General features: G+C 30.3%; 23 protein-coding genes. 21 read left to right on the top strand and 2 right to left on the bottom strand.

What is annotated here, in order from left to right; translation table 11 throughout:
• Positions 1-62: 62 nt before the first annotated feature.
• The 5 genes from L3B96_RS05540 (at position 63) to L3B96_RS05560 (ending at position 3,932) form a co-directional block, all read left to right on the top strand.
• Positions 63-371, top strand: a complete 309-nt coding sequence (locus L3B96_RS05540) for a hypothetical protein (protein ID WP_238859147.1) — start codon at positions 63-65, stop codon at positions 369-371.
• Positions 368-1,051, top strand: coding sequence for a response regulator transcription factor (locus L3B96_RS05545; RefSeq protein ID WP_238859149.1), 684 nt, complete (start codon positions 368-370; stop codon positions 1,049-1,051). The genes L3B96_RS05540 and L3B96_RS05545 overlap by 4 nt, the downstream gene beginning before the upstream one ends.
• The gene (locus tag L3B96_RS05550) at positions 1,048-2,127 is read left to right on the top strand and encodes a HAMP domain-containing sensor histidine kinase (RefSeq protein WP_238859151.1); all 1,080 of its coding nucleotides are present in this window, start codon (positions 1,048-1,050) and stop codon (positions 2,125-2,127) included. The genes L3B96_RS05545 and L3B96_RS05550 overlap by 4 nt, the downstream gene beginning before the upstream one ends.
• 290 nt (positions 2,128-2,417) lie before the next feature.
• A complete protein-coding gene (locus L3B96_RS05555) occupies positions 2,418-3,047 on the top strand; it encodes a VTT domain-containing protein (protein ID WP_238859153.1) in 630 nt (209 codons plus the stop codon).
• A gap of 198 nt (positions 3,048-3,245) precedes the next feature.
• Positions 3,246-3,932 (top strand): response regulator transcription factor, encoded by a 687-nt coding sequence (locus tag L3B96_RS05560; protein WP_238859155.1) that lies wholly within the window; start codon positions 3,246-3,248, stop codon positions 3,930-3,932.
• A 118-nt stretch (positions 3,933-4,050) separates the two neighbouring features.
• Here the strand turns inward: L3B96_RS05560 and L3B96_RS05565 are convergent, their stop codons facing one another.
• Complete coding sequence (locus L3B96_RS05565) at positions 4,051-4,611, bottom strand: TetR/AcrR family transcriptional regulator (RefSeq protein ID WP_035768717.1); 561 nt, start codon at positions 4,609-4,611, stop codon at positions 4,051-4,053.
• 537 nt (positions 4,612-5,148) lie between these two features.
• On the opposite strand from L3B96_RS05565, the gene L3B96_RS05570 reads away from it, so the two are divergent.
• From L3B96_RS05570 to L3B96_RS05645, 16 genes are all read left to right on the top strand, one after another.
• Positions 5,149-6,870, top strand: a complete 1,722-nt coding sequence (locus L3B96_RS05570) for a methyl-accepting chemotaxis protein (protein WP_238859156.1) — start codon at positions 5,149-5,151, stop codon at positions 6,868-6,870.
• A 231-nt stretch (positions 6,871-7,101) separates the two neighbouring features.
• A complete protein-coding gene (gene citG / locus L3B96_RS05575) occupies positions 7,102-7,974 on the top strand; it encodes a triphosphoribosyl-dephospho-CoA synthase CitG (protein WP_077830921.1) in 873 nt (290 codons plus the stop codon).
• A gap of 121 nt (positions 7,975-8,095) precedes the next feature.
• Positions 8,096-8,770, top strand: a complete 675-nt coding sequence (locus L3B96_RS05580) for a GntR family transcriptional regulator (protein WP_238859158.1) — start codon at positions 8,096-8,098, stop codon at positions 8,768-8,770.
• 427 nt (positions 8,771-9,197) lie between these two features.
• A complete protein-coding gene (citC, locus tag L3B96_RS05585; protein WP_238859160.1) occupies positions 9,198-10,259 on the top strand; it encodes a [citrate (pro-3S)-lyase] ligase in 1,062 nt (353 codons plus the stop codon).
• 48 nt (positions 10,260-10,307) lie between these two features.
• The gene (citD, locus tag L3B96_RS05590) at positions 10,308-10,604 is read left to right on the top strand and encodes a citrate lyase acyl carrier protein (RefSeq protein WP_077830924.1); all 297 of its coding nucleotides are present in this window, start codon (positions 10,308-10,310) and stop codon (positions 10,602-10,604) included.
• Positions 10,604-11,506 (top strand): citrate (pro-3S)-lyase subunit beta, encoded by a 903-nt coding sequence (gene citE, locus L3B96_RS05595; RefSeq protein ID WP_238859161.1) that lies wholly within the window; start codon positions 10,604-10,606, stop codon positions 11,504-11,506. The genes citD and citE overlap by 1 nt, the downstream gene beginning before the upstream one ends.
• On the top strand, positions 11,499-13,040 hold the full coding sequence (gene citF, locus L3B96_RS05600) for a citrate lyase subunit alpha (protein WP_238859163.1): 1,542 nt from the start codon (positions 11,499-11,501) through the stop codon (positions 13,038-13,040). Before citE ends, citF begins: the two co-directional genes overlap by 8 nt.
• Before the next feature lie 20 nt (positions 13,041-13,060).
• Entirely contained in the window at positions 13,061-13,594 is a 534-nt protein-coding gene (gene citX, locus L3B96_RS05605; protein WP_238859165.1) for a citrate lyase holo-[acyl-carrier protein] synthase, read from the top strand.
• A gap of 91 nt (positions 13,595-13,685) precedes the next feature.
• Entirely contained in the window at positions 13,686-15,620 is a 1,935-nt protein-coding gene (locus tag L3B96_RS05610) for an aconitate hydratase (RefSeq protein WP_343073058.1), read from the top strand.
• Positions 15,621-15,825: 205 nt separating this feature from the next.
• Positions 15,826-16,935, top strand: a complete 1,110-nt coding sequence (locus tag L3B96_RS05615) for a PrpF domain-containing protein (protein ID WP_238859166.1) — start codon at positions 15,826-15,828, stop codon at positions 16,933-16,935.
• Positions 16,936-16,967: 32 nt separating this feature from the next.
• Positions 16,968-18,380: a hypothetical protein gene (locus L3B96_RS05620; RefSeq protein ID WP_238859168.1), complete on the top strand. Its 1,413-nt coding sequence runs from the start codon at positions 16,968-16,970 to the stop codon at positions 18,378-18,380.
• Positions 18,381-18,633: 253 nt separating this feature from the next.
• Positions 18,634-20,214: a phosphoenolpyruvate carboxykinase (ATP) gene (gene pckA, locus L3B96_RS05625; RefSeq protein ID WP_238859170.1), complete on the top strand. Its 1,581-nt coding sequence runs from the start codon at positions 18,634-18,636 to the stop codon at positions 20,212-20,214.
• An 81-nt stretch (positions 20,215-20,295) separates the two neighbouring features.
• Positions 20,296-21,537 (top strand): NAD(P)-dependent oxidoreductase, encoded by a 1,242-nt coding sequence (locus L3B96_RS05630; protein WP_238859172.1) that lies wholly within the window; start codon positions 20,296-20,298, stop codon positions 21,535-21,537.
• An 88-nt stretch (positions 21,538-21,625) separates the two neighbouring features.
• Positions 21,626-22,804, top strand: a complete 1,179-nt coding sequence (locus L3B96_RS05635) for a malic enzyme-like NAD(P)-binding protein (protein WP_238859174.1) — start codon at positions 21,626-21,628, stop codon at positions 22,802-22,804.
• A 417-nt stretch (positions 22,805-23,221) separates the two neighbouring features.
• Positions 23,222-23,422, top strand: a complete 201-nt coding sequence (locus L3B96_RS05640) for a hypothetical protein (RefSeq protein ID WP_238859176.1) — start codon at positions 23,222-23,224, stop codon at positions 23,420-23,422.
• A 400-nt stretch (positions 23,423-23,822) separates the two neighbouring features.
• A complete protein-coding gene (locus L3B96_RS05645) occupies positions 23,823-24,410 on the top strand; it encodes a cupin domain-containing protein (protein ID WP_238859185.1) in 588 nt (195 codons plus the stop codon).
• Here L3B96_RS05645 and L3B96_RS05650 read toward each other — a convergent pair.
• Positions 24,337-24,683 (bottom strand): transposase (locus tag L3B96_RS05650; RefSeq protein WP_238859187.1); only part of this gene is annotated, 347 nt, incomplete at its 5' end. The genes L3B96_RS05645 and L3B96_RS05650 overlap by 74 nt on opposite strands.

Here is a 24,683-nt window from a genome sequence, read left to right on the forward strand (position 1 = left end):
TTAAAAACATTTATAGGAAGCTAAAATGGTAAGGTGTTATACTAACAGAATGGAGGGAAAGGGTGTTTTTAAATATTTTAAAAACAATAAATAAATTTGATGATTATATTTTATGTTATATAAAGAGATACATAAATAATAAATATTTAGATATATTAATGCCTGCAATAACAGTAATGGGGAATCTAGGAGCTATTTGGATTATAATAGCAGTTTTTATATTACTAGGCTATAAGAATAGATTAATTGGATATATGGTAATAGTAATATTAATTATCAGTACAATTTTTGGTGAAGGAATAATAAAAAATATAGTAAGAAGAGTTAGGCCGTGTAATAAGTACAATTCTAGAAAGGGGATGTATGTATGAAGACAAATATTTTGGTTGTAGATGATGACAAGAGTATTCGTAATTTGATAAAAGTTTATCTTGAGAATGAAGGGTATAATATTATGGAAGCTTCAAATGGAGAGGAAGCTTTGAATTTGATTAATGAGAATAATTTTGATTTAGTAATTTTAGATGTTATGATGCCAGTTTTAGATGGCATAAGCGCTTGTCTTAAAATTAGAGAAGACTACACTATGCCTATAATATTTTTATCGGCAAAAGATGAAGAAATTCATAAAATTGAAGGTTTAACAGTTGGTGCTGATGATTATATTACTAAACCTTTTGGTTCTATGGAACTTATAGCAAGGGTAAAGGCTCAACTTAGAAGATATAAAAAATTTAATGTAGAACCTCAAAATAGTAGCAGTATTACTATTGAAGAATTAATTATTAATTTTGATACTCATGAAGTTACAGTGAGAGGTGATAAAATTAAGCTTACTCCAAAGGAGTTTGATATATTGGAGTGTTTAGCTAAAAATAGAGGTGTAGTATTTTCTGTACAAAAATTGTATGAGACTATTTGGAATGAACAATTTGCAGTATCAGATACTTCTATAGTGGTTCATATAACAAACCTTAGACAAAAAATTGAAATAGACCCTAAAAGCCCAAAATATATTAAAACAGTTTGGGGAGTTGGATATAAGATATGAAGAAAGGGATAATCAACAAAGTAGGAATAAAATTACTGATATTAATTCCTATCGATATAATAATAAGTTTATTATTTTTGGGATTTCTTCTTAATATGTTTAAGAAAATAATTGGTGATAACATTAATTTTTACGAAAAATATGGAGCTGTCATAGCTATCGTAAGTTTCGTATTGGAATTGGTAATTTTTATGGTTATTTTTCTGATTGCAATTAATGGAAGGATTAAATATTTAAAGTATATCAGTAAAAGTGTCACTAATATAAAGACACAGCACTATTTAAATCCTATAGAGATAAAAGGTAATGACGAGATTTCTCAGTTAGCTGAGGATATAAATACAATGTCTGAGAGACTTAAAGAAAATTATGAAAAAGAGAAAAAGCAGGAAGAAGCTAAAAACGAGTTGATAGTAGCTGTTTCACATGATTTAAAAACTCCACTAACATCTATTATTGGATATTTGGAACTTCTTAATAAAGATAAAGAAAATTTTACAGAAAATCAGCAAGAGTTTTTAAAAGTAGCTTATGAAAAAAGCGAAAATTTAAAGAAATTAATTGAAGAACTTTTTGAATATACTAAGCTCTCAAATAACTATGTGAAACTGGATAAAGTTCCATTTAATATAGCTGTTCTAGTAAATCAGGTAGTGGGGGAGCATGTTTTATTTTTATCTGAAAAGAATATAAAGGTTGAAATTGAATGTGCTAAAAATGAATTGATTTGTGAAATTGATATGCAAAAATTTGTTAGAGTTATTGAAAACTTAGTAAAAAATGCTGAAAAGTATAGCTATAAAGACTCAACTTTTAAAATTATAATGTGGGATGATGAAGAGAACATTAAACTTTCCTTTATTAATGAAGGTGATAATATAAATGAAGAAGATTTACTGAAAATATTTGATGAAATGTATAGAATCGATAAATCTAGGAATGCTGAAATTGAAGGATCTGGCCTGGGACTCCCTATTTCAAAGAAAATTATTCAACTTCATGGAGGTAGAATTTGGGCAGAATGCAATGATAATAAAATTAAATTTAATATTGAATTACCTAAAATAAGTGAATGAGAATAGATTAGAAAAGTTCATAATTTAGTATTACATATATAAAACAAGGAGTTCTTGGAGCTAAAGAAAGCACTGAGAGCTCTTTTAATTTTGGTCAAAACACTTCTTCTAGTTTTGTTAAGAAAAGATTAATTATTTAAGAAAAGATCTTAATAATTCTTAATGTTTTCCTCGAAAATTATTTAATAAGTAGGATTTATAATAAAGTCAGATTCATAAAGTAGTTATTTCAAATATTGATATAACTACATATTATTATAAAAATAACTTTAAGAATGGAGAGATTAATAATGAATAAGTTATTTAAATGTCTGGCTTTTTTATTTTGGATAGCAATCTTATTTGTATTTATTAAATATCAATTATATATCAATGGAATTGCAAAAATTACTGGATTTTTGGAAGCATATCCTAAGTATAGTACGTTGTTATTTTTAATAATTGCTTCATTTAGGATCTTTACTTTTATTCCTTGTACTGTTTTCATTGTTAGTGCTGGAATATTATTTGATCCATTAAAAGCATTTGTTTTAGTTGCCATAGCAAACTTGTTAAGTGAGATTCTTTTATTTTTATTTGTTAAAGCCACAATTGGTATGGGGTATCAAGAAAAGATAATTAATAAGTACCCTAAAATATATTCACTAATTCAAAATAATAATGTTAAAATCCTAGCTTTAGGTGTTTCGTCGCCTGTAGTACCGTCAGATATAGTATGTTTCTTCTCTACTTTAACTGGAATGTCTTTCACAAAGTATGTCTTAACTATATTTGTGGCTGATACACCTGTTATCCTTCTATATACTTTCCTAGGGATAAGCATGAAGTATTCTCTATATGTATTTATTGCTACATTTATTGTTGTAATTCTAATGAGCTATATAAATTACAGGAGATGGAATAGAAGCGTTAATTTTTAAAATATGCTAGTAGGAGGAGAAAATATGGAGTCTAATTGTAGTATTCCTTTGATGGTGTTGACAATAAGTATAAGTACTTTTTATATAGTAAGGTTTTGGTATGATAGGAAAAAGAAATGAATATATATTCTTTTGACTTCATGCTTTCCAAACCTACATTTTTAAATGTGAAAGTCATTAAAAGAAAGGAGTAGCTTTATGCTCAATAAAATCTTAATAGTGGATAAGGATAATGAAATAAGGAAAATTGCTGGCATGTATTTAGAAAACGAAGGCTATGAGGTATTGGGTGTAGAAGATGGAGAGCAGGCACTTAAAGAAGTATGCGAAAGTGAAATTAGCCTTATACTAATAGATGTTAAGATTTTTACTATGAACTGGATTGAAGCTTGCTTAAAAATTCGAAAAAACAATGTTGTACCTATTATTTTTATGTTTAATGAGATAGAAAATATTAATGCTGTTCAAGGCTTGCCATCAGTAATGGGCGATTACATTAAAAAGCCATTTAATTCTAAGGAACTTATAGAAATAGTAAAGTTGCGGATCAGAAGATATAAAATTAGCCCTAGTTATCAAAAATTAGATAGAATTCATATTAAAATTGGAAGTTTAACTATAAATCGTGATACAAGACAGGTATTTATAGCAAACAATACTGTTAGACTTACACAAAAAGAATTTGATATACTTGAGCTTCTTGCAAGCAACAAAGGTATAGTTTTTAGTATAGAAAAGATTTATGAGAAGATATGGGGAGATGTATTTTTCGAATCAGACAATACTGTAATGGTTCATATAAGGAAGATAAGAGAAAAAATAGAAGAGGAACCTGAAAATCCGAGATATATTAAAACAGTATGGGGAGTTGGATACAGAATATGAAAAAGCTATTACGTGGGAAATTGAGTTTTCAACTTATAGTTGCTATTGTCATAAGTCTTTTTGTTTCTTTAGCTTAAGTACGCAAAACTTAAGCTAATATTACTGAGAGTTATATTGGCTATTTTGGAGAAAGTGACAAAATAAAATCATCCACCATAAATGCAAAGCTGCTTTCTAAATTTACATCAGTATGGAAATATCCATGGAAATTCATAGATACAAAACCATGTAAAAGACTTCTAAGAGATCTACTTTTATAAATTAATTGTTCTTTATCTTCGATATAAAAATTTAATATTTCATAAAGAATGTTATTAAATTTCTTGACTAAAAGATGTATTTCGTCATCTTTTGTAATTCCAATGGTCATAAAAAGCTCATAAAAAATTCTATTTTTAAAAGCAAAATCTCTATAAGTATAGGCAAACTCTTTGATAGCATCCTTACCACTTTTACCAATTAACCTTTTCATTAAATTTAGATTCAAATTATTTAAAAAATATTTGACCATTTCTATTTTTAAATTATCCATGTTGTCGAAATAATTGTATAATGAAGGGTATTTTATGTCTAATTTTTCTGCAATTTTAGTAAAGGTTATCTTATTAAGACCAATTTCTTCAGACAATAAAAAAGCAACTTGAATAATTTTTTCTTTAGTCAAATTTCGTTTTTGTATCAATAATATTACCTCTTGTAATTTTAATTTTTAAAAAATATTGAACATTGATGAAACAAATTTATAAAACTATAGATTATGGGTTACAAGTTAATAATCATTTTAAGAAGTATTATATATAAAAATATGCATTTAATCAAACTGTTTATTTCATTACAACAATTTGATCGTGATGAAATAAGGAAAAAGGTATTAGAAAAATGTTTGTTATTGTAGTATGATATTTTAGAAAAATTTGAAATATAATGTATTGTGCGCTTTGCAAATAATTGCAATTCTTTGGTTCCATAGAAGACTAACTAAATGAATTTATTTAAAGTGTTAAAACAAGAGAAACGCTTAACGGCTAATAACTATATGGAATTAACTACTGAATATATACTACTGAATTGAAAGTGCTGCATTAAGTTGATGCATATTATTATGTGGATTTTTACAAGAATTTAAATAATATAAAATAAATAATAACTAAAGCAACTTCGACCATGTACGACAAATAAAGTAAATCGTTTAATTATTAGAGTGGAGGAAATACATATGATACGATGGTTTAATAACTTTAAAATGATGACTAAATTAATTTCACTATTTATATTTTTATCCCTGTTTATAGGAATTGTGGGGGCAATAGGAATACATAATATGGATAAGATAAAGTCAAATTCAATGGTAATGCATGATGTTAATCTCAAATCAGTAGAACAACTCAATAGCATAGAACAAAATTATCTTAATATTAGAGCAACATTATTAAAAATGACTTATAAAGAAAAAATAGAAAAAAATGAATTAGAAGGACTGATAAAAGATTTTAAGGATTCATCTCAAAAAGCTAATGATCTTTTAGTAAATTATAAGGAGAATTCTCCAACAGATCAGAAAAACGCTTCTTTAAATCAAATAGAAAATCTATCAAAAGAATATTTAAGTGTAGGAGAGAAGGTGTCTGATGCAGTTGTGGCTGGAGATTATCCAACTGCTCAAAAACAACTTTCAGGAATGACTGCTACTAGAACAGGTCTTTTTAAGGCACTTGATGAAATAATAAATACTAATATGGATGAGTCAGACACGGCATATGAGAATAACTTAATAGCATATAATGGTTCTAAAATGCTGGTACTTGGGATCACAATATTAGGACTAATTATTGCTATAATCCTTGGAGTTTTAATATCATTAGCCACTTCAAAGTCTCTAAAGAAAATTGTTAGTTTTTCTAATTCATTAGGAGAAGGAGATTTAACTAAAAATGTAGATATTAATTCAAAAGATGAGTTTGGTGAAGTTGCTAATTCTTTAAATAAAGCAAAAGGTAATATGAAAGTGCTTATAGCAGAGATTGTTAATAATGCTAGTGATATTAGTGCTGCCAGTGAACAATTATCGGCAACATCAGAAGAAGTTTCTTCGAAGATGATAATAGTTAATGAATCTACCGAACAAATAGCTAGAGGAATTCAAGATTTAAGCGCTACGACTCAGGAAGTTAGTGCATCAGCAGAGGAAATAGGGAATACAACCAATGAATTAACTAAGAAAGCGAATATTAGTTTTAAGTCTGCAATTGAAATTAAAGAAAGAGCTATTAAGATAAAAGATAAAGCAAATGGTAATATAGAACAAGGAAATGCAATATATGAAGAAAATCGCAAAAATATTTTGAAAGCAATAGAAGATGGAAAAGTTGTTCAAGGAGTTAAACTTATGGCAGATTCAATTGGGGAGATAGCTGAACAAACAAATCTGCTTGCATTAAATGCGGCTATTGAAGCAGCAAGAGCAGGAGAAATGGGTAAAGGATTTGCCGTAGTTGCAGAAGAAGTAAGAACACTTGCAGAACAATCTTCAAATGCTGTGGGAAATATTCAAGGAATGGTTTATAAAGTGCAAGAAGCATTTAATAATCTTTCTAAAAGTGGACAAGAAGTATTGGAATATCTTGAAAATAGCGTGAGGCCAAGTTATGAATTACTTAGAGAAACAGGAGTTCAGTATGAAAAGGATGCAGAATTTGTTAATGATATAGCACGTGATATAGCAAATTCATCAGAGCAAATGAATGAAGTTATAAATCAAATAAATCATGCATTAGAGGATTTATCATCAACATCTGTAGAATCAGCTAATAATTCTGAGGATATATTGGCTAGTGTAAATGAAACAACACATGCAGTTTCAGAAGTTGCAAAATCAGCGCAAAGTCAAGCTGAAACTTCTCAAGTATTAATTGGTTTAGCTCAAAAATTTAAAATTTAGTTACAGGAAAATAAATAACAATTTCAAAGTTACCTTTATTTAGTTTTAGGAATAACACGACATCTACATACAAATGCTGAAAGTTCGAAAAGGAGTGATGAAGAAATATTACAAAGGTTATAATTAAGATAGTATTTCAATTTTAAGTGTGATAGAATATCACTGTAAATTAGCTAAAAAATTTTGCAACTAATGCAAAAAAATCTAAAAAAACATATATGGAGAAACTAAATGAGTAGAATAAAAGTATATACAGTTAATGAAATGGCAATGGAAATTAGTAGTTTAGCAGTTCAAGCTATGATATACGAAGTTTCTTGTTATCCATCACCTGGATTGGTATCGCCAGTATCTTGCGGTGCACATAAGGACATGGATTTTTTCACATTCATTGATAGTACATCAGTATTAAGTAAGTATCTAACACTTTTTATCCAAGAAGGATTTTCTAACAAGTCATATAAAGAAATATTTAATTCTATCAGAAAGATAGGAATCACTGCTGAGCAAGATATGTTCGTTAAAACTAAAGGGATAAATACTCATAAGGGGATGTTGTTTCTAATGGGAATTTCTTGTGCAGCTGTAGGAAAGACCATTCATGAGAATAAAAGTTTTAAATACATACAAAGTATTATAAAAGAAATGACTTCTGGAATAGTGGAAAAGGAACTCATGCAATTAAAGGACACGGATGCACATAGTCATGGTGAGAAATTATTTTTAAAGTATAAAACTGACGGTGTAAGAGGTGAGGTAGAAAGGGGGATTCCAACAGTCTTTCAATTTTCATTAAATTTTTATAAAGAGAATTCTAAATTAAGTATTAATGATAGACTGATTCAAACTCTTATGGGAATAATGCAAAATTGCAATGATTCTACTATAATCCATAGACACTCAGTGGAAGTTTTAGAAGAAGTAAAAGAAACAGCACGAGAAATAATAGCAATAGGAGGAATGAAAACTGCAAAAGGAAGAGAGAAAATAAATAATTTGAGTACAGAGTTTATAAAAAGAAATATAAGCCCTGGCGGAAGTGCAGATTTACTAGGAGTAACAGTGTTTTTAAGTCTTGTAGAAGAATATATGAAGAAGTTATAATATAAATACCTTATAGAAAATAACGTTTTTTAAATAAAGTTGTACTAATAATAATATAAAAGTTGTAATATTTACATAAGATAATTAAAAAAATATATACAGGATTTAAGGAAGTGAATATATGGATCAAATATTTGAAAAGATAGAAAGTACCGATTTAAGACCTATTAGGGAAATAGTACTTGAGAGACTTAGGAAGGCAATTATGAATGGAAGTTTTCAATCTGGAGATAGATTAGTAGAAACTTCTATAGCTGAGGGAATGGGAGTAAGTAGAACTCCTGTAAGAGAAGCTTTTAGACAATTAGAAATTGAAGGATTAGCAGAGAATGTTCCTAGAAAAGGTACTATTGTTAAAGGAATATCGAAAAGAGATATATTAGAAATATATCAAATTAGGGAAGTTCTTGAAGGATTAGCATTTAGGTTAGCATGTGCTAATATTTCTAAAGAACGAATTTTAGAGTTAAGGGAAATGCTTCTGAAAATGGAGCAAAGTATTAATAATAATGACATAAAAGAATATTGGCGATTACATAGTGAATTTCATAGTAGTATAATGTATCTTAGTAATAATCAAAGGCTTATAGATCAAATGAAACAGATTTATGAGTATTTATCAAAGTTAAGAAATTTTACTTTGGTCATGAATAAAAGAAGAAGTATTGCTATGGAAGAACATAAAGCATTAATTGAAGCCTTTGAGAAAAAAGATGAAATATTAGCTGAACAGATAGGCAGAGAGCATACATTAAATGCTAAGAAGTTTCTAACAAAAGAGATTCATTTATTTTAATTATAGTTGTATACAGGTATACTTTATGTCGTATAAAAACGAATATCTGTATACAATATGACTAAAAACGTAAAAAATTCTGTTTTTTTTATAGAAACGATTGCAAAGCATTAAAATATGTATTATAATTAACACATGGAAAGCAAAGATTGTTTTCATAATAGATTGTATACAGGTATACAATCTATTATGGCGAAGATGTACAAAAAGTAATTTGTTATATTTTTTGTAAAATAACTGTATACAGGTATACAATCATATGTCCTATCTCTATTTAGGATTGTATACAGGTATACAGGAAATGATTTACGTCTTAATTGTAGTTTTAAGTATTATTTAAATTAAGTGTATGTCTTAAGAATCTTTGCTTTGTGTTATAAGAAACATTGCTCATAGCATGTTTAGAATTCTAAATAATACAATATGTATGAAATATTACTATAAAGATGAAGGAAGTGATGGTATGGAATGCCTTAATTTGGAATTAGTAATTATTGAAGGCAATGATTATAAAAAATTAAATGAGGTGAAAAATTTTCTTACCAAACAAGGATTGAGATTTGATAACAATGTAGAATATACAGTGGCATTGTACGATAATAATAAGATAATTGCTACTGGTTCGTTTGATGGAAAAATTTTAAAATGCATAGCAGTAGATGAAAATCATAAAGGAATGGGGATTTCTAATAAAATTGTATCAGAATTAATTAATGAACAGTATAGAAGAGGTAATAATCATTTATTTGTTTATACCAAACCTAGTAATTATAAAATGTTTAAAGATTTTGGTTTTTATAAAATTGAAGAAGTTCCTAATAAAGTTATATTATTAGAAAATGATTCTAATGGAATAAATAGTTTTTTAAATAGGATACATGACAAAAAAGTTGATGGAAAAATAATTTCATCTGTAGTTGTAAATTGTAATCCCTTTACATTAGGTCATAAATATTTGATAGAAAAAGCATCTAAACAAAGCGATGTAGTTCATGTTTTTGTGGTTTCAGAAGATAGATCAGTTTTTTCAGCGAAGGTAAGATATAAGCTAGTTGAAGAAGGTTTGAAACACTTAAAAAATATAGTAATACATTCAGGGGAAGAATATATAATTTCAAGTGCAACTTTTCCATCCTACTTTATAAAAAAATTAGATGAAGCAGTTAAGATACATACAGTATTAGATATAAAGATTTTTGCAAATTATATAGTTCCAATGTTAGGAATTAATAGAAGATATGTAGGGGAAGAACCCTCATGTGAAGTTACTAAAACATATAATGAAACTATGAAAGAAATATTGCCTAGTTATGAGGTTGATGTTATTGAAGTCCCAAGAATAGGAATTGGAAATAATGTGACAAGCGCATCAAGAGTTAGAAAATTAATTAAGGAAAATAATTTTTTAGCATTGAAAGAGTTGATTCCTGAATCAACTTATAAGTTTTTGATATCATCAGAAGCTAAGGCAATAATTAATAAGCTTTAAAATTTATTAATTTTAAAATAACTATAATTCAATATAGGAGGAAGAGTTATGGAAATAAAAAACACTGCCATGGCAGGAACTCTGGAATCTAGTGATATTACAATAGTAATTGAACCAAACCCAGAAAAGGAAGTATCTATTAAATTACAAAGCTCTGTAGAAAAACAATTTGGTGAACAGATTAAGAAGGTTATAATCGATACACTGAAAGAGCTTAAAGTGGATAGCGCTATTATTAAGGCAAATGATAAAGGCGCATTAGATTGTGTTATAAGATCAAGAGTGCAGACTGCAGCCCTAAGAGCAGCAGAGGAGACTAACTTCAAATGGGGAGGCGAAAAATAATGTACAAGCTAAGAAGAACCATGATGTATATACCAGGAAATAATCCGGGAATGATTAAAGATGGACATATATATGGGGCAGATTCAATAATGTTTGATTTAGAGGATTCTGTGTCACTAAATGAAAAGGATGCTGCTAGATTTTTAGTATATAATGCATTAAAAAATATAGATTATGAAGGAGTAGAAACAGTAGTAAGAATAAATGGATTAGAAACGCCATTTGGAATGGAAGATTTAGAGGCTATAGTTAGAGCACAGCCTGATGTTATTAGACTTCCAAAGACAGAATCTGCTCAAGATATTATAGATGTAGAAAATGAAATAGCAAGAATAGAAAAAGAAGCGGGAATCCCAGTAGGAAAAACAAAGATGATGGCTGCTGTTGAAGGAGCATTAGGAGTATTAAATGCATATGAAATAGCTAGAGCAAGTAAAAGACTAATGGGGATTGCAATAGGTGCTGAAGATTATGTAACCGATCTTAAGACTACTCGTTCTCCAGAAGGAATAGAACTTTTAGCTGGAAGAAGTCAAATAATACTTGCAGCAAGAGCAGCAGGAATATATGCTTTTGATACAGTGTACTCAGATGTAAACAATGAAGAAGGTTTTGCAAATGAAGTTAAATTAATTAGGCAATTGGGATTCGATGGAAAATCAGTAATAAATCCTAGACAAATAGGGCCTGTTCATGATATATATACGCCATCACAAAAGGAAATAGATAAATCTATTAGAGTAATAAAAGCAGCAGAAGAAGCTAAAAAGAGAGGCTCAGGGGTAGTATCTTTAGATGGAAAAATGGTAGATAAGCCGATAATAGAAAGAGCACAAAGAGCTCTTATGCTAGCAGAAGCAGCAGGTGTATATGTAAATGAAGGAGGGGATGAAATTGCCTAAAAATATAATCGGAAGAGAAGTACCAGAATATATAGAAGGAATTGGAGAATTAAATCCTTACAATGGACCATTTAGTTTTGAACCTATAAAACGTAAATTTGGACGTAAAATATCTCAAGTAATGCCAGGAAGCAGTAAATTATTAGATAGTATTGAAAGAGCTGTTATTGAAACAGGACTTAAAGATGGTATGACAGTATCTTTCCACCATCACTTTAGAGAAGGTGACTATATTTTAAATATGGTTCTAGATGCTGTAGCAAAGCTTGGAATAAAAAATTTAACTTTAGCATCAAGCTCACTAAATGGAGTGCACGAGCCAGTAATTGACCACATAAAAAATGGTGTGGTTACTAAAATAATTACAAGTGGTGTTAGAGGACCTTTGGCTGAAGCTATATCAAAGGGAATTTTAGACACACCAATCATAATTCGTTCACATGGTGGTAGAGCTAGAGCCATAGAAGCAGGAGATTCACAAATTGATGTTGCATTTTTAGGTGCACCTTGCTGTGATGAATATGGTAATGCAAATGGATATAGTGGAGAATCGTTCTGTGGTTCATTAGGGTATGCAAAGGTAGATGCAGAACATGCAGATAAAGTTGTCCTTATCACAGATAATTTAGTTGGATATCCAAATGTACCAGCAAGTATTATTCAGACTGATGTAGATTATGTAGTTAAAGTAGAGTCAATCGGTGATCCAAAGGGAATAGTATCAGGAGCTACAAGATATACTAAAAATCCAAGAGAATTATTAATCGCAAAATATGCAGCATCAGCAATTGAAGCTTCAGGTTATTTTAAGCCAGGTTTCTCTATGCAATGTGGTACAGGTGGTGCTTCACTAGCAGTTGCAAGATTCATAAGAGAAAAGATGATTGAAAAGGATATTAAAGCTAGTTTTGCATTAGGTGGAATTACAGGACAATTTGTGGAAATGTTAGAAGAAGGATTAATTGGAAAATTATTCGACACTCAAAGTTTTGATTTAACAGCAGCAAAATCAATAGGGGAAAATCCAAACCATTATGAAATAAGTGCATCGTTCTATGCTAATCCTCATAATAAAGGTTGTGCCGTTAATAAGCTTGATATAGTTATGTTAAGTGCTTTAGAAGTAGATACTGATTTTAATGTTAACGTAATTACAGGGTCAGATGGAGTAATAAGAGGTGCTTCAGGTGGACATTGTGATACTGCAGCAGGTGCAAAACTTGCTATGATAGTATGTCCATTAATAAGAGGAAGAATACCTACAATAGTAGATAAGGTTAATACAGTAATAACTCCAGGAGAAACAATAGATGTTGTAGTTACTGATAGAGGAATAGCGGTAAATCCTTTAAGACAAGATTTAATTGAAAGATTTAAAAAAGCAAAATTACCTGTATTTACTATAGAAGAATTAAAAGAGAAAGCAGAAAGCGTTACGGGAAAAGCAAAACCAATCGAATATGGCGATAAAATTGTTGGAATAGTAGAATACAGAGATGGAACAATTATTGACGTTATCAAGCAAGTAAAATAGATAAAAAAGGGGAATTGATAATGAACAAGAAAGAACAAGTAATTGAAGAAATACTTAATGCAAGAGAGAAACGAGCAGAAATGCAAAGGGAATTGATTAATATTTATAAAAATACTTTGATTTCTTTTACATTAAATATTCCGGGAGTAGAAAAACATAATCCAACTTTTACTAAGATTCATGAGAATGGTATCGAATTATTAGAAGAAGAATTGGAAAAGCAAAATATAAAGTTACTTCATAAAATAGTTCAGATTACTGCTGATGGTGATGAAGCATTCTTAGTTGTGGATGCAGACCAATGGCGTGTAAAAAGAGTAACTACATCAATTGAAGAAAATCATAAATTAGGAAGATTATTTGACTTTGATGTAATTAATGTAAATGGAGAACAAGTTAGCAGAAGTGGAATAGGCTTACATTCAAGAAAGTGTTTGTTGTGTAACAATAGTGCAAAAACATGTGGAAGAAGCAGAAATCATTCAGTAAGTGAATTATTATATAAAATATATGAATTAATTGATTATGAAGAATTATATATAAGCAACTTTTAATACTTAAAAATTATGCCACTCCATCAATTGTATACAGGTATACAATTATGAATATAAATATTTCACTTTATAGAAAGGCAGGTATAAAACAGTGAAACAAAATATAACTAGAAAAATTCTACAATCACATTTAGTTGAAGGAAAAATGATTGCAGGAGAAGAGATATCTATTAAAATTGACCAAACACTAACACAAGATGCTACAGGTACAATGTCTTATTTAGCTTTTGAAGCATTAGGAATACCAAAAGTAAGAACTGAAGTTTCAGTAAGTTATATTGATCATAATACCTTACAAGCAGGTTTTGAAAATGCAGATGATCATATATTCTTACAAACAATAGCTAAAAAACATGGAATATATTGCTCAAGACCAGGTAATGGAATATGTCATCAACTTCATACAGAAAGATTCGCAGCACCAGGAAAAACTTTATTAGGTTCAGATAGCCATACACCTACATCAGGTGCATTAGGCATGATAGCTATAGGTGCAGGTGGAATGAGCGTAGCAATGGCTATGGCAGGACAACCATTCCCATTAGTAATGCCACAAGTAATTAATGTTAAGTTAACAGGAAAGTTAAGACCAGGAGTTGCTGCTAAAGACGTTATCTTAGAAATTTTAAGAATTATGACTGTTAAAGGCGGAGTTGGAAAAGTATTAGAATATACTGGTCCAGGAGTGGAAACATTAAGCATAACTGAAAGACAAACAATAACTAACATGGGAGCTGAACTCGGTGTAACAACTTCGCTTTTCCCAAGTGATAAAGTAGCTTATGAATTCATGAAAGCTCAAGGAAGAGAAAAAGATTGGGCAGAATTACTACCAGATGAAGATGCGGAATATGACGGAGTAATGGAAATAAACCTTGCTGAAATAGAACCAATGGTAGCTCAGCCTAGCATGCCTGACAAAGTAGTTAAAATAAAAGACCTTGAAAAAACTAAACTTCATCAAGTATTTATAGGAAGTTGTACTAATGCATCCTATAGCGACTTAGCTAAGGCTGCAGCTATTTTAGAAGGAAAATGCGTTCATCCAGACGTAAGTCTATCTGTAGCAGCAGGTTCAAAACAAGTTTTCGAAATGATAGCAAGAGACGGAATACTTCAAAAATTAATTGCTTCTGGAGCTAGAGTACTTGAAAGTGCATGTGGACCTTGTGTTGGTATTGGACAAGCACCACCATCAGCTGGAGTTTCTCTAAGAACTTCTAACAGAAACTTTAGAGGTAGAAGTGGAACAAAAGATGCACAAGTTTATTTAGCAAGTCCAGAAGTTGCAGCAGCTAGTGCTATAACAGGAGTAATAACTGATCCAAAAGATGTAGTAGATGTAAATATTTTAGAATCAATAAAGGAATCAATGGATCGTATTGTAGATGACAGAATGCTAGAAGCACCTGTAGAAAATACAGAAGATGTTGTTGTAAGAAGAGGACCAAATATTCAACCATTACCATTAAGAGGGGAATTAGATGATGTAATAAGTGCACCATGTCTTATAAAAGTAGAAGATAATATTACAACTGATGATATTATGCCTGCTGGTGCTAAAATTCTTCCACTTAGATCAAATGTTCCAGCTATATCACAATATGTATTTAACGGAATAGATCCTACATTTGCTAAAAGGGCAAAAGAAAGTGAAAATGGTGGATTTATAGTAGCAGGAGAAAACTATGGACAAGGATCAAGTAGAGAACATGCTGCTCTTGCACCTATGTATTTAGGAATTCAAGTAGTACTTGCAAAATCTTTTGCAAGAATTCATCATGATAACTTAATCAATTATGGTATTTTACCATTAAGATTTACTGATGCAGCTGATTACGACAGAATAAATCAAGATGATAAATTGGTCATTAAAAATGTTAAGGAATTAGTAAATAAAAGTGAATTTGTTATAGCAAATGAAACTCAAGGATTTGAAATTAAAGCTTATGCAACTCTTTCAGATAGACAAAAAGAAGTGTTGTTAGCTGGAGGACAATTGAATTTCATTAAGAAGTTATTGTAACAATTATTGAACTAAAATTCAAAAAAATTAATTATAAAAAAACTCATCAATTATAAAAACTCTTTGGGATGCTATTAAAATTATGTGGTGTGATTCAATAACATCTCAAAGAGTAAAGCATAATAAATTATTCAAATATAATTTTACAATTTATTCAATGCTTATGCAAGAAATTAGAAGAATAAATTTTTAAGGAGAATTAAGGATGAACAAAGTTAAATGCGCTATAATGAGAGGCGGTACAAGTAAAGCCGCAGTATTTCATTATGATGACATGCCAAAAGATAAAACAAAATGGTCTGATTTTCTTTTAGATGTAATGGGAAGCCCAGATGCTAGACAAATCGATGGTTTAGGCGGAGCTAATTCATTAACAAGTAAAGTTGCAATAATAAAAAAATCAGATAACAAAGAGTATGATGTTGAATATACTTTTGCTCAAGTGAGTTTAACGGATAAAGTGGTTGATTTTAAAGGAAATTGTGGGAATATTTCGTCAGTAGTAGGGCCATTCGCAATAGATGAAGGGTTAGTAGAAGTAACAGGCGAAAAAGCAGAGGTAAGAATATTAAATACAAATACAAATAAATTAATAATTTCAGAAGTTGAAATTGAAAATGGCTGTGCAAAAACTGAAGGTGAAACGTATATTCCGGGGGTTCCGAATCCAAGTTCGCCAATATACCTTGGATTTTGCAATCCGGAAGGATCTGTCACAGGGAAGCTTTTACCTACAGGCAATGTAATTGATTCCATAGAAACTTCCATAGGTAAAATAAGTATTTCTATTGTTGATGCAGCTAATCCTTTAGTTTTTATTAATGCTGAAGATGTTGGATTAAAGGGAACTGAATTGCCCGATGACTTTACAGATGAAAAGTTAAAGCTAATAGAAGAAATACGTTCTATTGCGGCTGAACTATGCGGATTTGCAAGTAAAGAAGAAGCAACAAAAAAATCACCAGCGGTACCAAAGTCAACAATTGTATCAGCGTCAGCTGATTATGTAGACTTAAGTGGAAATGAAAGAAAAGAAGAAGATATGGATTTGGTGGTTAGAATGATGTCAATGCAAAAGCCTCATAAGGCACTTGCAATAACAGGCGCAGTATGTATAACAGCAGCTGCAAGTATTGAAGGAACTTTAGTTAATAAGTTAGTACAAGGCGGTAGCAATAAAATTACGATTGGTCATCCTGGTGGTGTTACAGATACAATTGCTCAATCTAATGGTGAAAAGATTGAAAGTGTAAAAATACTTAGAACAGCACGAAGAATAATGGATGGTTATGTATATACAAGGAACGAATATTAAAAATAATTTAGAGTATATGGAGGAATTTTACCATGATAAATTTTAATAGTCTTGTAATGAGTCCATTTGTGTTACTGTTTGCATCAGTATTTTTAGGACTTCTATTTGGAAAAATAAAAATTGGTCAGTTTAAGTTTGGTTTTTCGGGAGCTTTATTTGCGGGAATAGCATTAGGGTGGTCAGTATTAACATATGCAAAAAACATAGTTAGTAGTGGTGCAACTAATAAAACAGCACAGCAATTAGTAACTAATGGTGTTATATCTACAGATCTTTTTAATTTATTCCTCATTCTATTTATTGCGGCAGTAGGACTTTTAGCCGGTAAAGATTTAAAAGGTGTATTGAAAAAATATGGAGCTAAACTTATTATTATAGGTTTTGTAATTACATTTACAGGAGTCGCAATAACTTACGGATTTTTAGCAACTAATAAACAATACAATCCTCACCAAGTATCTGGTATATATGCTGGAGCACTTACAAGTTCACCAGGGCTTGCAGCGTCACTAGATGCAGCTAAAGAACATGGAAACGAAATAGTTGCAACATATAGTTCTATGTCAACAGAAGATAAAGATAAAGTGTTAAAAATGATAGATAAGTCTGGAAAGCTAACTCCAGAAAATACTACTGAACTAACAGATGAGCAAAAGGGTGCAGTTGTTAAAGCAACTCAAGCAGATGTAAGTTCAGGATTTACAGCAGCATTCCCATTTGGAGTAGTTTCAATAATATTATCTGTAGTACTTATTCCAAAATTATTCCGTATAGATGTTGAGAAAGAAAAAGAAGCGTTTTCACAATCAATAAAAAGTGCTGCAGGAAATGACTTGGAATTAGAAAAAGAAGTAGCTGTAGATAGTGAAAAAGCAAAGAAAAAAACTGTTAAAGAAGTTGGATTTGATCTCGTTGCGTTTGCGCTAGTTTGTTTTGTTGGATATTTCTTAGGTGCGATAAACATTCCATTAGGAAAATTAGGACACTTTAGTTTAGGAACTCCAGGAGGAGTATTAATGAGTGCTCTTATATTTAGTAATGTAGGTCAAATCGGTACTATTAGCTTTAGAATGGACGGTAAAATACTAAGTGCAATCAGACAGTTTGGATTAGTATGCTTCCTGGCAACAGTTGGATTAACTTATGGATATGATGTTATTAATATATTTGGTGGATCAGGAGTTTGGTTAGCTATGATGGGATTGGTAGTTGTTTTAGCATCAATTCTAATGGGATTTGTAGTTGGAAGATATGTATTCAAACTTAACTGGGTTATATTGGCAGGTGCTATATGTGGTGGTATGACTTCAACACCAGGGCTTGGAGCTGCGGTTGATGCAATAGGCAGTGATGATGCAGCCACTGGTTATGGTGCAACTTATCCATTTGCATTATTGTGCAAAGTATTCTTTATAACAATACTATATAAACTATTTTTAATGTAGTAAGAGAATGAATTAATCAATTTTAAATTGATTTAGTTTCAAAATAACATAAAACCTGAGATTGATTTTATCTTTTCAGGTTTTATGTTAATTGATTGTGAAATAGAAAATATCATTGTGTAAGATTTTTTTAATAAGTTAAATCTTTAATACAGATTGGAAAAAACATTAGAATCATTGGAATACAATAATAAAGAAAATTATTCTAGTTAACATAAATTTAATGTGTAAATTACAAGGAGGATAAATTGAAATGAATATAAATTTAGATTATTTAAATATTAGATGTTACAACAAGGTGTATAGGAATATTAGCATACCGAGTCTTATAGAATTCGCTACAAAAAGAGGGGAAGGCGTTTTATCAGATAAGGGAGCTTTAGTTGTAAATACAGGTAAATATACAGGAAGATCACCTAAGGATAGATTCATTGTAAAAGATGATATTACAAAAGATACAATAAATTGGGGTGAAATAAACTTACCAATAGATGAAAATGTATTTGATAAAATCTATAACGATGTAACAGAATACTTAAAGGAAAAGGATCTATTTGTATTTGATGGATTTGTAGGTGCTTTAAAAGAATATACTCTTCCTATAAGAGTTGTATGCGAATGTGCTTATCAAGCTATGTTTGCTAATCAAATGTTTGTTAGACCAACTGCAGAAGAACTTTCTAATCATATTCCAGAGTTTAATGTAATTTCAGCTCCAGGTTTTAAGGCTAAAGGAATTGAAGATGGAATAAATTCGGAAGCATTTGTATTAGTTAATTTTTCAAAGAAGATTGTTCTTATAGGAGGAACAGCTTATTCAGGTGAAATAAAAAAATCTATGTTTTCTATCATGAACTTCTTACTTCCACAAAAAGGTGTACTACCTATGCATTGCTCAGCGAATAAAGGAGAAGACGGAAAAACAGTAGTTTTCTTTGGTCTATCAGGGACTGGAAAAACAACTCTATCTACGGATCCTGAAAGAAAGCTTATAGGAGATGATGAACATGGTTGGTGCAGTAACGGAGTATTTAACTTTGAAGGTGGATGTTATGCAAAAGCAATAGGGCTTGACAAAGAAAAGGAAAAAGAAATATATGGTGCTGTTAAATTTGGAGCAATCCTTGAGAATGTAGTTTTAAATGATGAAAGAGTACCTGATTATAAAGATAACAGATATACAGAAAATACAAGAGCAGCATATCCACTTCATCACATAGAAAATATTGAAGAGAGTGGTGCAGGAAATAATCCAAGTAAGATTATATTCTTAACAGCAGATGCAACAGGAGTAATGCCACCTGTAAGTAAATTATCAAAAGAATCAGCAATGTATCATTTTATGTCTGGATATACAAGTAAGGTAGCAGGAACAGAAAGAGGCATAACAGAACCAAAAGCTACATTTTCAGCTTGTTTTGGGGAACCATTTATGCTTTTAAACCCAGTAGCTTATGCTAAATTACTTGGAGAAAAAATTAATGAATGTAACACAGAAGTATACCTTATAAACACCGGATGGATAGGTGGAGCTTACGGTATTGGTAAAAGAATTAATTTATCATATACAAGAGAAATGGTTAATGCAGTTATTAATGATCAATTTAAGAATGTTCAATTCTATGAACATCCTATATTCAAACTATTTATACCATCAGAATGCCCTAATGTTCCTTCAGAGATACTTAATCCTAGAGATTTATGGGAGGACACGAAAGAATACGATAAAAAGGCATTAGAATTAGCAGAAAGTTTTGAAAAGAATTTTGAAAAATTTAAAAATGTCTCAGAAGATATTGCTAGAGCAGGGATGAATTCAGAAGCATTTAAATAATAAACTTTTCAAAACAATTGTTTAAATCTATAACACTTAAGGACCACTGTAAAATAATTTAAAGTACTGGAGGAATAATTTATGGGAAAGTTTATTATAGAAGAAGCTAAGAGATGCTTAAATTGTAAGAAGCCTGCGTGTAAAGAGGGCTGTCCAGTTAACACTCCTATTAATGAAATTATAGAAATGCTTTTAAATGGAAACATTATAGACTGTGGAGAAAAACTTTTCGAAAATAATCCTTTATCAGTAATATGTTCACTAGTCTGTCCGCATGAAAATCAGTGCGAGGGACATTGTGTTCTGGGAAGAAAAGGAAGTCCAGTACAAATAAGTTTAATAGAAAACTATATATCAGACTATTATTTAAATTTTCATACTAATAAAACAATAAAAAAGATTGGTAAGAAGGTTGCAATAATAGGAGCAGGTCCAGCAGGAATTACTATAGCTATTATGCTTGCGGCTAAAGGTTATGACATAACCATTTTTGAAGCACTGGATAATATAGGTGGAGTTTTATGGTATGGAATTCCAGAATTTAGATTACCCAAAACTGTTTTATTAAAATTAAAAGATAAATTATTAAACATGGGAATAAAAATTAGACCAAACACCTTAATTGGCTCAGCTATAACTGTTGATGATATATTTAGAGATGGATATAAGGCTATATTTATTGGAACAGGGGTATGGAAACCTAGAAATTTAGCCATAAAAGGTGAAACTTTTGGACATGTTCATTATGCTATTGATTATTTAAAAAATCCATCAGTCTATAACTTAGGGAAAAGATTATGCATAGTAGGTGCAGGCAACGTAGCAATGGATGTAGCAAGAACAGCTCTTAGAAATGGATGCACAGATGTTAATATAATGTATAGAGAAGGTCCAGAAAATATTGAAGCAGAAGATATTGAAGTCGAATACGCGAAAATTGATGGAGTCAAATTTGAATTTTATAAAGCACCTGTTGAAATAGTTGATGATGGGATTAAGTATATAAGAACGGAAATTAAAGTAGATGAAACTGGATATAAAAAAGTTGAGTATATAGAATCATCAGAAGATATATTTAAGGCAGATTCAATAATTTTGGCGATTGGACAAGGACCGCGTTCAAACATTATTTCAAACACAATAGGAATAGATGTTAATGATGTTGGTTTAGTAGAGGTTGATCAGATTGGTAGAACAAGCAGAAAAGGAGTGTTTGCATCAGGAGATGTAGTAACTGGTGCAAAGACTGTCGTTGAGGCTGTAAGAGTATCTAAAATGGTAGCACAAGCTATTGATGAATATGTTTGCGCCATAGAAGAGTAGAGATAAAATAATATTTGCAATAATTATAATGTAATTGTAGAAGGAGGTGAAGTTGAACTATAACTATGAATAGTTCAACTAGCATAGTATGAGTATTAATGTAAAGGAAGAATCATTGAAATTACATCGAGAAAAAAGAGGGAAAGTTGAAATCATTGGAACAATGCCATTAAGAAATGGTGATGATTTAGCGCTGGCTTATACACCAGGCATATCAGGACCATGTTTAGAAATTGCTAAGGATAAAGAAAATGCATATGAGTATACAATAAAAGGTAGAACTGTTGCTGTAATTACAAATGGAACGGCAGTACTTGGGCTTGGAAATATAGGATCATTAGCAGGACTTCCGGTAGTTGAAGGTAAGTCACTATTACTTAAAAGATTTGGAAATGTTGATGCAATGCCAATTTGCGTAGATTCTACAGATTCAGATGACATAATAAATACAATAAAAAATATTTCAATAGGTTTCGGTGGAATACATCTTGAAGATATAAAATCTCCAGAATGCTTTTATATTGAAGAAAAGCTAAAAGAAATGCTTGATATACCAGTATATCATGATGATCAACACGGAACAGCTATTGCAGTTTTAGCAGGATTATACAATGCATTAAAAATAGTAGATAAGGATATGGCTAAAATAAAAGTTGTAATAAATGGTGCAGGTGCTTCAGGAATTGCAACTGCTAAACTTTTAATTTCAGCTGGAGTAAAAAATATAATATTATGCGATATAAATGGTGTAGTTGTAGAAGGTGATACTACATTAAATGAACCACAACAAAAAATTGCTATGGTTACTAATAGAAGTTTAGAGAAAGGGAAACTAGAAGATGTAATTAGAAATGCTGATGTTTTTATTGGTGTTTCAGATGGTAATACAGTAACTAAAGAAATGATAGAGAGTATGAATAAAGATAGTATAGTTTTTGCTTTGGCAAATCCAATTCCAGAAATAATGCCTGACGAGGCAAAAAAGGCAGGAGCTAGAGTTATAGCAACAGGAAGATCGGATTTTCCAAATCAAATTAACAATGTTTTAGCTTTTCCAGGTATTTTTAAAGGAGCTTTAAGTGTTAGAGCGAAAGATATATGTGATGAAATGAAAATCGCAGCAGCAAAAGGAATTGCAAGCTTGGTAAATGATAGTGAGTTAAACGAAGAGTATATAGTTCCAAGCGTGTTTAATGAAGAAGTTTGCAATGCTGTTGCTGATTCAGTTGTAAAAATAGCTGAAAAATTAAAGAGATTAGGAAAATAGGTACTCGCAAGGTTTAGAAAGAAATGGTAATATAAAATATATTTGTGATAAAAATTATGGTGTAAAATAGTCAGGATCATCTGTTTTTATGGGTGATCCTAACTTTATCAAATTGGCTTGAATATTTATATCCGCATTGAGTATAAATTTTAGGCCTATTATTTTACATTAAATTTGTTATATAGAGAGTTTCTAATTTGTCTAAGCTTATATGAGATATAGAGAATCTTTCGAAATACTTAGTATAAATACCTGATATATGGAAAAAGATGAAGATTTAAAGAAAGATTAATACAATCAATTATTAATTGTATTAATCATCGTTATCAAATTGCTTCATTTTTAGAACTATCTATTGAGCAAATACAGATAATAAGAAAAACTATTAAAACTAATTAGTATTATAGGGGAAAGTATATGACTGAATTAAGTGGTATGTTAATTGATGATGGTTATAAACAAGGATTTGGGCAAGGTGAATTAAAAAAATCAGTAGAGGTTGCTAAGATAGCCATGGATCAAGGTATGAGTGATGAATTAATTAGTGAATTGGTTGGGCTATCTATAAGAGAAATTAAGATAATAAGAATAGTTATTGAAACTGATAAAACAAATTAGATAAAATTATAAAGGGGAAGAATTTGATACCTATCTTAGAATTAATGGCATTTTGGGGAGAAGAGCATAATCCTGAAAATAGCTGAAATTATATAGAACACAATTATATTATTTATTTCGATGAGTTATACGCATAAGTCAAAGTTACAGTTATGTTATCTATATGATAAATATATAGAAATAAAGGCTAATATACTAGCCTATTATATAAAAATTCAGAACAAACTTCAGGTACAATCATTTATTTTGTATGGAAGTATTTTTTAGATTATAGATATAATAGTTACCTTTAGGTGCCTATACCACTTTGAAGTGCTTACTTTACAGATTGTTTATATAACCGTATTATAAAAACATAGATAGATAATATCCAATTAATTACATCGAGGAGGCTTTCTCTATGAAAGAACTTACTATTAAAAATTTAAATGCAATTGAAGCAATTCAAAGAAAACAAAATGATAATGAATTTTACATTAAACCGGTAGTCGCTGGGACTGATGCGAGCCAATGTACAGTATCATTTATTGAAGTACCACCTGGAAACCAAGCATTCGGTTACCATTATCACGAAAAAAATGAAGAGGTATTCTATATAATTAGTGGGGTCGGCTCAGTTAGAACACCTGACGGGATAAAATCAGTTAAGGCGGGCGATATTATAACTTTTCCAGCAGGTAAAGAAGGTGCACATGTAATTAGTAATGCTTCCGATACTGAAAATCTTGTTTATGTTGATTTCGACACACACAACGTACCTGAGAGTCTGTCAAGACTTTCGTGTAAACTTCAAAAAGTAATATGTTTATTTTATAAGGTTGGAGGTAGAATAAAACTTCTAACCTTAATTTTATATTTATTCAATATTATTACATTATGTATGTATAGATTGAGTGAGTTGAGTTCCTGCATTTTTAAAACAAAACTTCGTCTAAACGACCTTCGAAGAAGATTGATAATTGAGCTAAAATTTGCGCCCAGCCCTTAATTCCTTGCGTCCATTTCTTTGTTATATCAATAGTTGCAAGATAAAGTATCTTTAGCAATGACTCATCGTTAGGGAAAATTGATTTACTTTTAGTAACTTTCCTAAGTTGGCGGTTATAACTCTCCATTGCATTTGTTGTATATATTATTTTTCTTATTTCAGGTGGGTATTTGAAAAATGTTGAGAGTTCATCCCAATTATTTCTCCAACTTTTTATTGCTATTAGATATTTGTCTCCCCATTTTTCTTCTAAATTATCTAATTCTGCTAACG

This window comes from Clostridium sp. YIM B02569 (assembly GCF_022320765.1).
Taxonomy (GTDB): domain Bacteria; phylum Bacillota; class Clostridia; order Clostridiales; family Clostridiaceae; genus Clostridium; species Clostridium beijerinckii.

Bases quoted from the DNA above. Each gene is read 5' to 3' on its own strand.
- L3B96_RS05545 (WP_238859149.1), top strand. From the start codon at position 368: ATGAAGACAAATATTTTGGTTGTAGATGATGACAAGAGTATTCGTAAT.
- L3B96_RS05550 (WP_238859151.1), top strand. From the start codon at position 1,048: ATGAAGAAAGGGATAATCAACAAAGTAGGAATAAAATTACTGATATTA.
- L3B96_RS05555 (WP_238859153.1), top strand. From the start codon at position 2,418: ATGAATAAGTTATTTAAATGTCTGGCTTTTTTATTTTGGATAGCAATC.
- L3B96_RS05560 (WP_238859155.1), top strand. From the start codon at position 3,246: ATGCTCAATAAAATCTTAATAGTGGATAAGGATAATGAAATAAGGAAA.
- L3B96_RS05570 (WP_238859156.1), top strand. From the start codon at position 5,149: ATGATACGATGGTTTAATAACTTTAAAATGATGACTAAATTAATTTCA.
- citG (WP_077830921.1), top strand. From the start codon at position 7,102: ATGAGTAGAATAAAAGTATATACAGTTAATGAAATGGCAATGGAAATT.
- L3B96_RS05580 (WP_238859158.1), top strand. From the start codon at position 8,096: ATGGATCAAATATTTGAAAAGATAGAAAGTACCGATTTAAGACCTATT.
- citC (WP_238859160.1), top strand. From the start codon at position 9,198: ATGAAATATTACTATAAAGATGAAGGAAGTGATGGTATGGAATGCCTT.
- citD (WP_077830924.1), top strand. From the start codon at position 10,308: ATGGAAATAAAAAACACTGCCATGGCAGGAACTCTGGAATCTAGTGAT.
- citE (WP_238859161.1), top strand. From the start codon at position 10,604: ATGTACAAGCTAAGAAGAACCATGATGTATATACCAGGAAATAATCCG.
- citX (WP_238859165.1), top strand. From the start codon at position 13,061: ATGAACAAGAAAGAACAAGTAATTGAAGAAATACTTAATGCAAGAGAG.
- L3B96_RS05615 (WP_238859166.1), top strand. From the start codon at position 15,826: ATGAACAAAGTTAAATGCGCTATAATGAGAGGCGGTACAAGTAAAGCC.
- L3B96_RS05620 (WP_238859168.1), top strand. From the start codon at position 16,968: ATGATAAATTTTAATAGTCTTGTAATGAGTCCATTTGTGTTACTGTTT.
- pckA (WP_238859170.1), top strand. From the start codon at position 18,634: ATGAATATAAATTTAGATTATTTAAATATTAGATGTTACAACAAGGTG.
- L3B96_RS05630 (WP_238859172.1), top strand. From the start codon at position 20,296: ATGGGAAAGTTTATTATAGAAGAAGCTAAGAGATGCTTAAATTGTAAG.
- L3B96_RS05635 (WP_238859174.1), top strand. From the start codon at position 21,626: ATGAGTATTAATGTAAAGGAAGAATCATTGAAATTACATCGAGAAAAA.
- L3B96_RS05640 (WP_238859176.1), top strand. From the start codon at position 23,222: ATGACTGAATTAAGTGGTATGTTAATTGATGATGGTTATAAACAAGGA.
- L3B96_RS05645 (WP_238859185.1), top strand. From the start codon at position 23,823: ATGAAAGAACTTACTATTAAAAATTTAAATGCAATTGAAGCAATTCAA.